At 28.4% G+C, this 13,499-nt stretch carries 12 protein-coding genes, 1 tRNA gene and 1 riboswitch; of the genes, 9 read left to right on the top strand and 4 right to left on the bottom strand.

The window, feature by feature from the left end; translation table 11 throughout:
* Positions 1-51: 51 nt before the first annotated feature.
* On the bottom strand, positions 52-459 hold the full coding sequence (umuD, locus tag QMD25_01615) for a translesion error-prone DNA polymerase V autoproteolytic subunit (GenBank protein ID MDI6860700.1): 408 nt from the start codon (positions 457-459) through the stop codon (positions 52-54).
* A gap of 110 nt (positions 460-569) precedes the next feature.
* A riboswitch (cobalamin riboswitch) is annotated at positions 570-738 on the top strand.
* A 30-nt stretch (positions 739-768) separates the two neighbouring features.
* Here umuD and QMD25_01610 point away from each other — a divergent pair.
* The 6 genes from QMD25_01610 (at position 769) to QMD25_01585 (ending at position 7,554) form a co-directional block, all read left to right on the top strand.
* Positions 769-2,100: a helical backbone metal receptor gene (locus QMD25_01610; GenBank protein MDI6860699.1), complete on the top strand. Its 1,332-nt coding sequence runs from the start codon at positions 769-771 to the stop codon at positions 2,098-2,100.
* The gene (locus QMD25_01605; GenBank protein ID MDI6860698.1) at positions 2,097-3,074 is read left to right on the top strand and encodes an iron ABC transporter permease; all 978 of its coding nucleotides are present in this window, start codon (positions 2,097-2,099) and stop codon (positions 3,072-3,074) included. Before QMD25_01610 ends, QMD25_01605 begins: the two co-directional genes overlap by 4 nt.
* Positions 3,053-3,808: an ABC transporter ATP-binding protein gene (locus tag QMD25_01600; protein ID MDI6860697.1), complete on the top strand. Its 756-nt coding sequence runs from the start codon at positions 3,053-3,055 to the stop codon at positions 3,806-3,808. Before QMD25_01605 ends, QMD25_01600 begins: the two co-directional genes overlap by 22 nt.
* A gap of 77 nt (positions 3,809-3,885) precedes the next feature.
* The gene (locus QMD25_01595) at positions 3,886-4,968 is read left to right on the top strand and encodes an NAD/NADP octopine/nopaline dehydrogenase family protein (GenBank protein ID MDI6860696.1); all 1,083 of its coding nucleotides are present in this window, start codon (positions 3,886-3,888) and stop codon (positions 4,966-4,968) included.
* Positions 4,961-6,586, top strand: coding sequence for a cobalamin-dependent protein (locus tag QMD25_01590; GenBank protein MDI6860695.1), 1,626 nt, complete (start codon positions 4,961-4,963; stop codon positions 6,584-6,586). The genes QMD25_01595 and QMD25_01590 overlap by 8 nt, the downstream gene beginning before the upstream one ends.
* 17 nt (positions 6,587-6,603) lie before the next feature.
* Positions 6,604-7,554: an ATP-grasp domain-containing protein gene (locus QMD25_01585; GenBank protein MDI6860694.1), complete on the top strand. Its 951-nt coding sequence runs from the start codon at positions 6,604-6,606 to the stop codon at positions 7,552-7,554.
* Positions 7,555-7,610: 56 nt separating this feature from the next.
* Here QMD25_01585 and QMD25_01580 read toward each other — a convergent pair whose 3' ends face one another.
* The 3 genes from QMD25_01580 to QMD25_01570 all read right to left on the bottom strand — a co-directional run bounded on the left by QMD25_01580 (position 7,611) and on the right by QMD25_01570 (position 11,494).
* Positions 7,611-10,646 (bottom strand): S8 family serine peptidase, encoded by a 3,036-nt coding sequence (locus QMD25_01580; protein ID MDI6860693.1) that lies wholly within the window; start codon positions 10,644-10,646, stop codon positions 7,611-7,613.
* Positions 10,647-10,717: 71 nt separating this feature from the next.
* The gene (locus tag QMD25_01575) at positions 10,718-11,404 is read right to left on the bottom strand and encodes an SOS response-associated peptidase (GenBank protein ID MDI6860692.1); all 687 of its coding nucleotides are present in this window, start codon (positions 11,402-11,404) and stop codon (positions 10,718-10,720) included.
* 16 nt (positions 11,405-11,420) lie between these two features.
* Positions 11,421-11,494: transfer RNA gene (locus tag QMD25_01570), tRNA-Gln, on the bottom strand.
* A 440-nt stretch (positions 11,495-11,934) separates the two neighbouring features.
* On the opposite strand from QMD25_01570, the gene speD reads away from it, so the two are divergent.
* The 3 genes from speD to QMD25_01555 all read left to right on the top strand — a co-directional run.
* On the top strand, positions 11,935-12,366 hold the full coding sequence (gene speD, locus QMD25_01565) for an adenosylmethionine decarboxylase (GenBank protein ID MDI6860691.1): 432 nt from the start codon (positions 11,935-11,937) through the stop codon (positions 12,364-12,366).
* Positions 12,350-13,264: a polyamine aminopropyltransferase gene (gene speE / locus QMD25_01560; GenBank protein MDI6860690.1), complete on the top strand. Its 915-nt coding sequence runs from the start codon at positions 12,350-12,352 to the stop codon at positions 13,262-13,264. Before speD ends, speE begins: the two co-directional genes overlap by 17 nt.
* Positions 13,236-13,499 (top strand): hypothetical protein (locus tag QMD25_01555; protein MDI6860689.1); only part of this gene is annotated, 264 nt, incomplete at its 3' end. The genes speE and QMD25_01555, both read left to right, overlap by 29 nt.

Raw genomic sequence — 13,499 nt, 5'->3', positions numbered from 1 at the left:
TTCACCTCAATACATTAAATGTTACTATGGTGTCAGACACCATAGTAACATCTATAGGATTTTGTGAATAACATAGGTTACTACTCCCCAAATTTCGCACTCCATTCCCTCTTTTATCTCTATCGGATTAAAGTCTGAATTTTCAGGAAAAAGATAAAGTTTTCCATCTTTTTTTCTTATTCTTTTTAAAACAAATTCACCGTCAACATTTGCAATAACAATATCGCCTTCTTTTGGCTCAAGCGCTTTGTCTACTACTAAAATATCTCCATCCCTTATATTTGCATTGATCATTGAATTACCTAATACTCTAACAAAAAAAGTTGCTTGTGGGTGTTTTATAAGAAGATCGTTAAGATCTAAGGTTTTTTCAATAAAATCATCTGCTGGAGATGGAAATCCTGCTGAAACTTTACTTGAATAAAGAGGAAGTTTTAACTTTTTCTTTTTCCTTCCCATAATTTTATTATAAATTTTTTAACATGATGTTACAAATGTGTCTGACACTTTCTTAACATGTTACAATGGTGTCTGACACATTTTTAACATTGTTAGTAAAAAGAATTGTGGTAAAATTAAAGTGGTCAGGTGTAGGGAAGAGGGTGAAAATCCCTCGCTGCCCCGCAACTGTGAGTGGGTATCTTCCTTTATCTTTAGGCCACTGGGAAACTGGGAAGGTCTAAAGAAAAGAGACAGCGCCCACAAGCCAGGAGACCTGCCTGATCAAATTTTACCTTCCGCCTTCGCGGGAAGGAAAGGAGGATCAAGATGAAAAAATTTTTAAAATTTACTCTTTTAGTCACTCTATTATTTATTTTATTTTTTTCATCTTATCTTAAATCAATCAATTTAACTTATTCATTTAATTTAAATTTTTCATTTACTCTTGAGTCAAAAAGTTTTCTAAAAAATGGAGAGATTTTAAATTTTACTGAGAAGCCTTTAGTATTAAATGGAAGAGTTTTTATTCCACTTAGAGACTTCCTTAATGCTTCTGAAATAGAATATAAGTGGAATGAGATGGAAAAAAGCATAAGTTTTGGGTTTAATAAAAAGGATATTAAAATTTTTGTCAAAGAGGGATTCTACACTTTTGATGGAACAAGAAAAGAATTTCTTTTTAAACCAGTTTTATTTAAAAACTTAACTTTTATTTCAGTAAGAGATATAAGTAAAATTTTTGACTTAAATCTTATTTGGGATGGAAAGAATAAAAGAGTGCTTCTTTCTGGATATATCTATCCTAAAATAACAATAAAAGATGATCTTTACAATGAAGTAACATTTTATGAAAAACCAAAAAGAATAATTTCTCTTGCCCCATCAAACACAGAAATTCTTTTTGCACTTGGTTTAAAAGATGAAATTATTGGAGTAACTGAATTTTGTAATTATCCTGAAGAGGCAAAAAAGAAAGAAAAAATAGGCGGTTTTTCAAATCCAAATCTTGAAAAAATTTATTCTCTAAAACCAGACTTTGTTTTTGGTATTAGAGGAAATCCAATTGATCTATTTATTAATCTTAAAAAATTAAACATAAAAAATCTTGCGTTTGATCCAAAAAGTCTTGACGATCTATTTAATTTGATTTTAACTATTGGAAAAGTTGTAGATAAAAGAGAAGAGGCAAAAGAACTTGTTAAAAATTTAAATGAAAGAAGATTTAAAATTTTAGAAGAGGCTAAAAAATTGAAAAAAAGAAAGGTTTATCTTGAAATATGGAATAATCCTTATATGTCAGTTGGGAAAAATACATATTTAAATGAGATAATAGAAGAAGTTGGAGGAATTAATATAGCTAGCAAAGCAACCGGTGATTGGCCAATTCTTTCACAAGAGTTTATAATAAACGAAAATCCTGAAGTCATAATAATTACATATATGGGACAAAATATAGATGATATTTTGAAAAGGCCGGGATGGCAAAACATTGATGCTGTTAAAAATAGAAGAGTTTATATATTTGAAAAAGAGGATTTAATTTTTAGATTAGGGCCAAGAATAATTGATGGAATGGAGGAGCTTTTTAAACTTATTCACAAAGATGAACTATCACAATCTCTAAGGGAGGAGAGACTCTCCTCCCTATTTATAAGATGAGAGAAAAAATTTTTATTATAATAATAATTTTTTTACTTATTATCTCAATTTTTTTATCTTTATCATTTGGAGCAAAAAGATACACTTTTCAGGAGATAATAAATTTTATTTTTAATTTCAAAAATAGTGATGAATTATTTGTAAAAATAAGATTTCCAAGAGTCTTTGCTTCTTTATTTGTTGGCGCATCTCTTTCAATTGCAGGCCTTCTCTCACAAACTCTATTTTTAAATCCTCTCGCAGATCCATTTTTATTTGGAATATCTTCTGGTGCAAATTTTTTTGTAACCCTGTCTCTCTTTTTAGGTCTTGATGCTTTATTTAAATTCTCATTATCTTTTTTCTCTTTTTTAGGTGCTCTTTTTTCTGTCTCAATAATATATTTAATAAGTAAAATAAAGGGGAAAATAACACCTCTTAATTTACTTCTTTCTGGTATTGCAATTAATTATCTTTTCTCTTCCCTTTCAACATTTCTTATCATATGGGGAAGAGATGTTTTAAATAAATCTGTGTTTTGGTCTTTAACGGGTTTCTCAAATGTTGATATGAATAAATTTCTTTTTTTGGTACTTATTTTTATTCCATCTTTTATAACTTCAATATTTTTAAGTTTTAATCTTGATGTTTATTCTCTTGGAGAAGATCAAGCAAAAACTCTTGGAATTAATACAAATTTACTTAAAACTTTAACTCTTATTTTAATTTCAATTTTAACTGGAATAAGCGTTTATGTTTCTGGAATAATAGGATTTGTTGGTCTTATGGTCCCAAATATATTAAGAGAAATTTTTGGCTTAAAACATATAAAACTTCTTTTTCTTTCAATTTTTTTCGGTGGTCTTCTTCTTACTCTCTCAGATTTATTTGGAAGAGCAATATTTTATCCAAATGAGATACCAGTTGCAACTATTACTTCATTTTTAGGTGTTCCATTTTTTTTATATGTATTATGGAAAGAGAAGGTGTTTTAATGAATAAAAGTTATCTTGAAATAAAAAATGTCTCTTTTTCATATAAGAATAAAGAGGTTTTAAAAAATATAAGTTTTACTGTTAAAAAGGGAGAAAGTATATCAATTTTTGGACCAAATGGAAGTGGAAAAACCACACTTCTTAAGGTTATTTTGGGTATTTTAAAACCACAAAAGGGGGGTGTATATTTTAATGGAATTGATATTTTTAAAATAAGTGAAAGAGAGAGGGGTAAAATTTTCTCTTATGTTCCTCAAAAAGTAAACATATTTTTCCCATTAAAAACATTTGATTACCTATTAACTGGAAGGGCTCCTTATATTGATGGATTTGTAAAAAAAGAGGATAAAGAGATTGTTTTATATTGGATGGAAAAATTTAATATAACTCATCTTAAAGATATAAATTTTCAAATTTTATCAGAAGGTGAAAAACAACTTTTGACTTTAATTAGAACATTAATTCAAGAAACAGAAATAATTATTCTTGATGAACCATTAACACATCTTGATTTGAAATTTAAAATTAAAATATTAAATTTATTAAAAGAACTTAAAAGTTCACAAAAAACGATCATCTCTGTTTTTCATGAAATAAATTCAATAAAATATTTATGTGATAAAATAATTTTACTTAAAAATGGGGTTTTGGAAAAATATGGAGAAGTAAAAAATTTAGTCAAAATAGAAGAAATTATAAACCTTTTTGAAGAAAATATCCCCTTTATTTTCTAACATGTTACAAAGGTGTCTGACACCATTGTAACATGGTATAATTAAAAAAAGTCCCAAAACGGAGGTGGTAAGTAATGATTAAAATTGCTGTTATTGGTGCAGGTAATGGGGGGCAAGCTCTTTGCGCCTACCTTGCTATGAAAAATTTCGATGTATCTTTATACAATAGAAGCAGATGGAGAATAGAACCTATTATAGAAAGCAAAAAAATAAAAGTCGAAGGCGAAGTAAAAGGAGTTTTTGAAATTTCACTTGCAACAACAAATTTAGAAGAAGCAATAAAAGGAAGAAAACTTATAATGGTGGTTGTTCCTGCATTTGCTCATAGAGAAATTGCCGAAAGAATTGCCCCTTTTGTAGAGGATGGACAAATAATTTTATTAAATCCTGGTAGAACTTGTGGTGCACTCGAATTTAAAAATGTTTTTAAGTTAAAAGGAGTTAAAAAAGATGTATTAATTGCAGAAGCGCAAACTTTTATTTTTGCGTCTCGTATGTCAAATCCAGGAGTTGTAAAAATTTTTAGAATTAAAAATGCTGTTCCAATTTCAGCGATTCCAGCGAAAAGAAATGATGAACTTAAAGAAATTATGAATGAGGTAATGCCTGAGTTTGAAGTAGTTCCAAATACAATTTATACAAGTTTTAATAACATTGGTGCTGTTTTTCATCCAGCAACTTTAATTCTTAATGCTGCGAGAATTGAATCAACTGCAGGAAAATTTGAGTTTTACTTAGAGGGAATAACACAATCGGTTGCAAAAATTCTTGAAAAAGTTGACGAAGAAAGATGTCTTGTTATGAAAAAGTTTGGAGTCGAACCTTTAACCTCTCTTAATTGGTTAAAATATGCATATGATGTAACAGGTAAAAACCTTTATGAAGCAATTCATAATAACAGTGGATATCAAGGAATAATAGCCCCACCAAGTATTGATAATAGATACATAACAGAGGATGTTCCAATGAGTTTAGTTCCAATCTCTTCATTTGGAAAAGAGTTTGATATAAAAACACAAATCATAGATTCAATAATTCATTTAGCAAATGTTATGATGGGTGAAAACTATTTTGAGTCTGGTAGAACAGTTGAAAAATTGGGCTTAAAAGGAAAAACTCCAGAGGAGATTATAAAATATCTGGAGGAGGGGTATGAATAAAAAGGTTGTGGGTGCAGCAATAGGAAATGATATACATGTTGCAGGGCTTCTTAATTTTTTAAATCTAGCAAAAAAGGAGGGATATGAAATACATTATCTTGGAGGAGCGGTTCCAATTGAAAAACTTTTTGGAGCAATTGTTGAAGTTGATCCAGATATTGTAGCAATTAGTTATAGATTAGGTGAAGAACCTTTAAGAAATCTTTTAAATGAACTAATTGAAAAAATTAAAAATATAAAAAATAAAAATATAAAATTTGTTTTTGGTGGAACAATTGAAACAGGAAAAGTAGCAAAGGAGTATAAAATTTTTGATAGAGTTTTTGATGGAAGCGAAGAGATAGAAGAAGTTTTAAATTTTTTAAAGGGAAGAGAGAAAATAATTAAGGAAGAGGATTATCCTCAAACTTTATGGGAGAGAGTAGAATTTAAAAAACCATATCCACTTATAAGACACCATATTGGACTTCAAACATTAGAAGAAACTATAGAGGAGATTAAAAAACTTGCAGAAAGTATGCTACTCGACATAATTTCTATTGCTCCAGATCAAAATTGTCAAAGTTATTTTTTTGAAAAAGAAAAAATGGACGAAAAGTTATCTGGAGCAGGTGGTGCTCCTATAAGAACAGAGGATGATTTTAGAAAATTATATGAAGCATCAAGGAGAGGAAACTATCCACTTGTAAGATGCTATTCTGGGACAAGAAATATTGTAAAATTTTCGAAATTACTCAAGGAAACTATAAATAATGCATGGGCAGCTATTCCAATATTTTGGTATTCTGAACTTGACAGAAGGAGCGATAGAGAACTTCTATCTGCAATAAAAGAAAACATGGAAGGAATAAAATGGAACGCAGAAAATGGAGTACCAGTTGAGGTAAATGACTCTCATCAATGGGAGTTAAGAAATGCTCATGATACACTTGCGGTAGCAGACTCTTTTCTTGTTGCATACATTGCAAAAAAACTCGGAGTAAAACATTATATTCAACAATATATGTTAAACTCACCACCTAACCTTTCACCAAAAATGGATATTGCAAAAAGTTTAGCAAGAAAAGAACTTGTTGAATCACTTCAAGATGAAAATTTTAAAGTTTACACTATGATAAGAACAGGACTTCTTTCTTATCCATCTGATCCATATCAAGCAATGGGCCAACTTGTTTCATCAATGTTTTATGGCTCATATTTGAAGCCAGATATAATTCATGTTGTTGCTTATACTGAAGCGATAAAAAGAGCAACAAGTAAAGAGATAATTGAAAGTGTAAAAATGGTAAAAAGAGCATATCTTGTAGCAGATTCTGGTCTCCCAGATTTTTATCAAGATAAAGACATAAAAAATAGGGTTCAAGAGTTAAAAGATGAGGCACTCTTCCTTGTTGAAAAAATTAAAGAATTAGGAAAAGGAAGGGAGGATCCACTTTTAGATCCAGAAACTCTATATATTGCAGTTAAAACTGGAATTCTTGATGCACCAGGATTAGTTGGTTTTTCAGTTGCAAGAGGGGAGATAAGATGTGAAGTAATAAATGGAGCAAATTATGCTGTTGATGAGAACGGGAAAATTTTAAAAGAAAAGGATAGATTAAAAAAATTAGGATTTTAAGTATAAGGTGAAATTTTATGAAAATAAAAATAATTGGTGTTGTTCATGATAAAATTCTTGACAAAAATAAACAAAAAATGGTTGATTCTGTTTTTTATGCATTAAATAAAAAATATGATGCAATTAAAATTCCATTTGATGAAAACTTTTTTGAAAATATAAAAAATGTTGATTTTGTTTTTAATTTAGCAACAAGCGGAGGAAAAGAAGGAAGACAAATTCATGTTCCAGCAATTTTAGATATATTAGGAGTTCCATACACTGGCTCCTCTGCTTTTGTTCATACAATTTGTCTTGATAAATTTATTACAAAACTTATTTTATCTTTTTATGGAATTTCAACTCCAAAATTTACACTTATTAAAGAATATGAAATAAACTCATTTGAAAAAAATTTTAATCTTTCTTTTCCTGTTATTGTTAAACCAGTAAGAGAGGGAAGTGCTTTTGGTCTAACAAAAGACTCGATTGTTTATGATATAGAAGGAATAAAAAGAGAGGCAAATAAAATTCATAAGGAGTTCTCTGAGCCTGCCATTGTAGAAGAATTTATAGAAGGTAGAGAGATAACTTGCGGAATAATTGGAAATGGAGATGAAATAGAAGTGTTACCATTTCTTGAAATTGATTTTTATTCACTTCCAGATGGCATTGAAAGATTTTTCTCTTATAGGGTAAAAAATGAGATAGAAGAAGTGAAATATTACTGTCCTGCAAGACTTTTAAAAGATGAGGAAGAATCTTTAAAGGAGGGTGTTGTTAAGGCATATAAAGTACTAAATTTAAGGGATTATACAAGAATGGATATAAGAATTAAAAATGGAAAATATTATATTTTAGAGGTAAACTCTCTTCCTCTTCTTGTACCAGGATATTCTGATATTTTAAAAATGGCAGAAAAAGCTGGATTTACTTATGATGATTTTATTTTAAAAATCATTGAGATTGCAATAAAAAGATATATGTAAATAAAAAGGAGGGCAAATCGCCCTCCTTTACACTTTTTTGACAATATATTAAAAACTTAAGGTGCTTGTGTTCCAAAGTTTTGGGCTAAAAGAAGAAGGTCTTCTGCATCAACCTTTCCATCTCCATTCAGATCACATTTTTCATTATAATCTGGGTCTCCTAATTTAGTTCCAAATGCTTTTGCAAAAATAATCAAATCTTCAGAATCTACTTTTCCATCACCATTTATATCTCCTTGTAAGGGAGTAATAATTATTATTTTATCAATTTTAATAAATTCAATTTTAATTTTATTAATGTCAAAACCATATGCATATGTTTGTGTTAATTTTACTCCACCATCTTTTATGGAATTAAATTTTAATTTTAATATAGTGCCTTCACCTGATATGCCATCTGTTAAGGTAATTGAAATTTTTACATCTATAATTCCGTTTTTATTGTCTATTTTAGTTTCAATTTTTGCATTATTATCATTTCTAATTATAAAATCTCCAAGATTAACTTCTAAAATTGAAAGATGCTGAGGATCATATTCAATTGTATATCTTAATTCCTTAATATTTTTTAATTTATTAGCATGTAATTCGATATTAAAAATTGCTCCTTTGCTATATTTATCAAGAGAGATAAATTTTGAAAATGGAATTTTAACATTTTCAATTTTAAAATCTCCTGTTAAACCAACCTCCTCAACAAGTTTTAAAGTGTCTCCTGATTGGATTGTAACTGTGTAAATTTTATATTTATAATTTCCATTATCCAAAAAATATTTTCCATCATAATCTTTCCCATCCCAAACAAACTCATAGGAACCATTCATTAAAACTTTTTTGTAAATTGTTCCTAATTTTGTTGTCTCTTTTTCGTCAAAAATGTCAATTATAACTCCACCAACTCTACTTCTATATGATTTTTCATCTCTTAAACCCTTTTCACCATAATTTAATTTAAATTTAAAATTAATAAAATCATTTATCCCGTCACCATCTGGGGATAAAATTTTTGGCTCAACTGAAAGCACTTCTAAAACTTTTGTTGGTACTTTAGGAATTCCTTTTTTAATTATTATTGGAACATGAAGTGTTCTATCAGAAAGTTTAAAATATATTATTCCATCATAATATCCTTCTGATAATTTATCATCAATACTATATTTGAAATTAATTGTCAATTCACTTTCTTTATCAACTGAAAAACTTTCTTCTTTGTCTATATAATCAAAATTAATTCCTGATATATTACCTATAACGCTAGAACTGACTTTAAAATCTACTTTATCTTTTGTTACATTTTTTACAACTATTGATATTTCGCCCTCTTTATCTTTTATAAAAATTGAATAAGGTTTTATTAAAAGAGGTGTGGTTGCTGCAGCAAAAACATCTACTCTTCCAGATCCTTGATCTGTCCAAGAGAAAGGAAGATTATTATTTGGATTAATTAAAATAAATGCATTATTCATTAAACTTGTTTTTATATCAAATGGAGTCCAATCTGGGTGAAGTTGTTTAAGGAGCGCTGTTGATCCACAAACAAAAGGTGTTGCTCCTGATGTTCCTCCAAATCCATAGGTATATTGATTTTGAGGTGCAGTTGTAAATGTATTTGTTCCAGGTGCTGCAACTTCTGGCTTAAATACATCATCTGGTGTTGGTCCTTGTGATGAAAAATCAGCAACTAAGTTTTCTTTTCTTAACTTTCTTGTAAATGAAACTCTAACACCTTGTTCTATTAATGATTTCAAAAGATATCCATCCTCTTCCATAATAAAAACTGCTGGTTTTAATTCTACCCCGGGATGATTCTGTACATTAAGAGCCATAATTACATTGGGTCCAGGAGCAGTATTAAAAACAATAACCCCTTCAGCACCATAAGAAAGGGCATTAAAATACTTTGTTTCAAATAAAAGTGCTGACTCTGGCGCAAGTGGTCCTCTTTGAATTAAAGCAAGTTTTCCTTTTAAATCTTTACCTTCAAAATCTTTTTCTCTACCATACCCACAATATACAAGTTCGTACTCTTTTCCCTCAGGAAATTCAGGAACTCCTTCTCCATATGTAAATGGTATAAATTTATCTTCATATCCTGAAGGATAAACTATATTTACAGTTCCCCCACCCTCATCACTTGCAGCAACAGATATTGCATTTTTCGCACTTGATGGTGCGCTTATTGGCCAACCAAGTTCTTTACTTCTTAATCCATCATTTCCAGCAGCTGCAACAACAATTAAACCTAAATTAACTGCATTATTAATTTGATTTGTCTCATCATCTCCTTCACTTTTTCCACCTGGTGAACCTAAAGATAAATTAACTGCAGTACAACCATCTTTTAATGCTTGTTCAATTGCTGCAATAATATCAGCATCGCTTGCCCCTTCTCCTCCATCTGGAAAAACTTTATAAGCCATAAGATTTGCATCTGGTGCTACACCCTTAACCTTACCATTTCCTGCTACAATTCCTGCAACTGCTGTACCATGTCCCTCCACATCACGTGGATCAGAATCTTTATCTGCAAAATCATACCCACCTTTAATCTTAAAATCTTTTCCAATTCCACCACCTAAATCTGGATGGTTATAATCAATTCCTGTATCAATAATACCAATTAACATTCCCTTTCCTGTTACAGGAAGCCCATTTTGATCACTCATTTTCCAAACTTGAGGTGCTTTTAAAAGAGGAACAAAAATATCTGTATTTAGTTTATGAGTTTTTGCGATAAAGATATCTTTTACAAATTGGTTTTTCTTTATTTTTTCAATATCTTCTTTATTAACCTCGCCAGAGATGCCATTGTAAGATAAAAAATAGTGCCATCTCTCTTTAAAATAAATTTTACTGTTTAAAATTGAAAATAAGAAATTTTGATGTTCTTTTTGAAGTAAATTTAAATATGAATTCTTTGTAAAATTTGACATTGGCAAATTTCGTTTATTAGATAAAAATTCTGAATATGATGGTGATTTTAGTTGGACTATTACAAGCACTTCTTGAGAATCTGCATTAACTTTTAACAAAGGTAAAAACGAAATAAACAGTATAAAGATTAAAGTTAATAATAAAAATTTTTTTGTCATCTAATCCTCCTTCTTTAATAGTTATATTTTTATTATATTAATTCTCTAAAAATTTAAATAGTTAAATTTTTTTAAAACAACTCTCCTTTTTCTTTTTTATAAGGTAAAATTAATTCCTCAAAATTATTTTCTGGATTATTTACTAAATTTGAAATTTCAAATATATTCATTAAATCTTCAGGAAATGGTTTAAAAAATTTTATTAAATTTTTGTGATTTTCATAACCTGTATCTAGCCATGCTTTTTCACCCTCTCTATCTAAAATAACTGGCATTCTCTCATGGATTTGTTTTATTTTTTCATTTGGCTCTGTTGTTATTATTGCAAAACTTAATATTTCTCTTTCATTATTTTTATAAATATCATATATACCAGCAAAAGAAAAAAGTCTGTTATTTTCAATGGAAATAAAATATGGAATTTTTGTTTTCTTTACTTTTTTCCACTCATAAAATCCATTTGATGGTACTATACATCTTCTATTAATTAAAAAATTATAGAAATTTGGTTTTGTTAATAGTGAATCACTTCTAATGTTTATAAATGGTTTAAATTCATCTAAATTTTTGACCCAATGTGGTATTAAACCCCATTTCATTAATTTTACTTTATTAAAATTTTCCTCTTTTATAATCACAGGCACCTCTTGACCAGGATAAATATTATAATTTGGGGAAAAATTGAGTGTTTTTTCGATTATTGCATCAAATCTCTCCTCTATTTTATCAACTTCAAAAAAAATGAATCTACCACACATTTTTAAAAAAATAGATTGGCTGGGGAGCAGGGATTCGAACCCCGATTAACGGATCCAGAGTCCGCTGTCCTACCATTGGACGACTCCCCACCATTTAATTAAAATTATAATTTATAAATATTTTTTTTCAAACATTAAATTTATTTGATGTAAATAAAAATTTCTTCATTACATAAAAATTTTCATTTTATATTGTTAAAATTAAAACTTAAAAATAAAAAGAATTTTAACAATTAATTTATTTATTAAAAAAGTTTATTTAATTAAAATTTTTAAAACATATTATCAAATTTATCTTGTCTATGTCTGAGAAATATTAAAATCGTTAAATATTAACAATTTTAATTATTTTAATTCTAATAAAGTTTAGTTTACAAAAATTTTTTAGAAAAATTTATAAAATTTTAATAAAAAATCTTCAAAAGGTATTGACAAATATTAAATTTATTTTATAAATAAATGTGCTATTTTTTAAAAGATTGAAAACTATACTATATTTATATAATTACTCCTCTTTGGAGGGAGGTGAAATGGAAACAAAAGGGATGCATCTCATTTTAGAACTCTCAGGTTGTGAGAGAGAGATTATTAATGATTTGGATCAAGTGAGAAAGATTCTCACTGAAGCAGCTATTGTAGCAAATGCTGAAATTTTAGAAACTGTGTTTCATAAATTTTCTCCTCAAGGTGTGAGTGGAGTTGTTGTAATTTCTGAGTCTCATTTATCAATTCATACATGGCCTGAGAAAAATTATGCTGCAATAGATATATATACCTGTGGCAAACATACAATGCCATGGGAAGCGTATGAATATATAAAAAGAAAATTTAAAGCAAAAATTATTTATTTAACCTCCCTTCAGAGGGGTGAATTTGAAGATGGTATTTACAAACACAAAATAGAAAAAACAGTAGTTTCAGAAGGAGAAAAAGAAAGTGAGTTGGATGTGGTTTCACGATAATTTTGAACCAACAGAAAAACACCTTCATGGTTTTACAAAATATATTGTAGGATATAAAACAGATTATCAAAAAATTGAGATAATCTACTCTCCTTTTTATGGAAAAATGTTAATTATTGATGGAGATGTACAGTCAACTGAAAAAGATGAATATATATACCATGAATCTCTTGTCCATCCAGCAATGATAACTCATAGAAATCCAGAAAAAGTCTTAATAATTGGCGGAGGAGAAGGCGCTACATTAAGGGAGGTTTTAAAACATAAGAATATAAAAGAAGTTATAATGGTTGATATTGACACAAAGATGATTGAATTTGCAAAAGAACATCTTTATGAATGGCACAAGGGTAGTTTTGATTCAGAAAAGTTGACTTTAATTATAAAAGATGCGAGAGAATATATAAAAGATATAAAAGAGAAAAGTTTTGATGTAATAATTCAGGATGTTACTGAACCTTTTGAGGGTGGTAGTTCATATTTTCTTTTTACAAAAAACTATTTTAAAAAGATAAGTGAAATTTTAAAAGAGGATGGAGTTTTTGTTCTTCAAGCCTCAATGTTAAGATGCGTAACATATGAGATGCATAGAAAAATATATTGGACTTTAAAAGAAAGTTTTAAAAACACATTTTCATATTATTCATATGTCCCCAGTTTTGATACAACTTGGAGTTTTATCTTCTCCTCAAATAGTTTAAATCCAAAAAAATTTGAAATTGAAGAAATTGACAAAAGGATAAATGAAAGAATAGATGGAGAACTTAAGTTTTATGATGGTGAGACACATAAAAAACTATTTTTACTTCCAAAAGATATAAGAAAAATTTTAAGTGTTAAGGTTGAACCCATAGAAGAAGAGAAGCCATTTGTTTTACCCAAGAAAGATAGTCTCTAAAAGAAAAGAGACAAAAAAAGAAATAAAGAAAATAAAATTTTTTAAAATTTTCCTTTTCTTTTTATTTATAACAATTACTATTTTTTTAACACCAATTTTATTATATTATTTTGAAATCTCTAACTCTCTTCCAGATCTTAAAGAGATACAATATGATCCTCCACAAAGTTCTGAAATTTTTGATAGAGAAGGAAATTTAATTAAAGTTGTATTCTTTTCAGAAAATAGAATTTTT

The organism is Caldisericia bacterium (assembly GCA_030018355.1).
GTDB lineage: Bacteria > Caldisericota > Caldisericia > B22-G15 > B22-G15 > JAAYUH01.
This window is presented reverse-complemented; position numbering and strand designations above follow the sequence as displayed.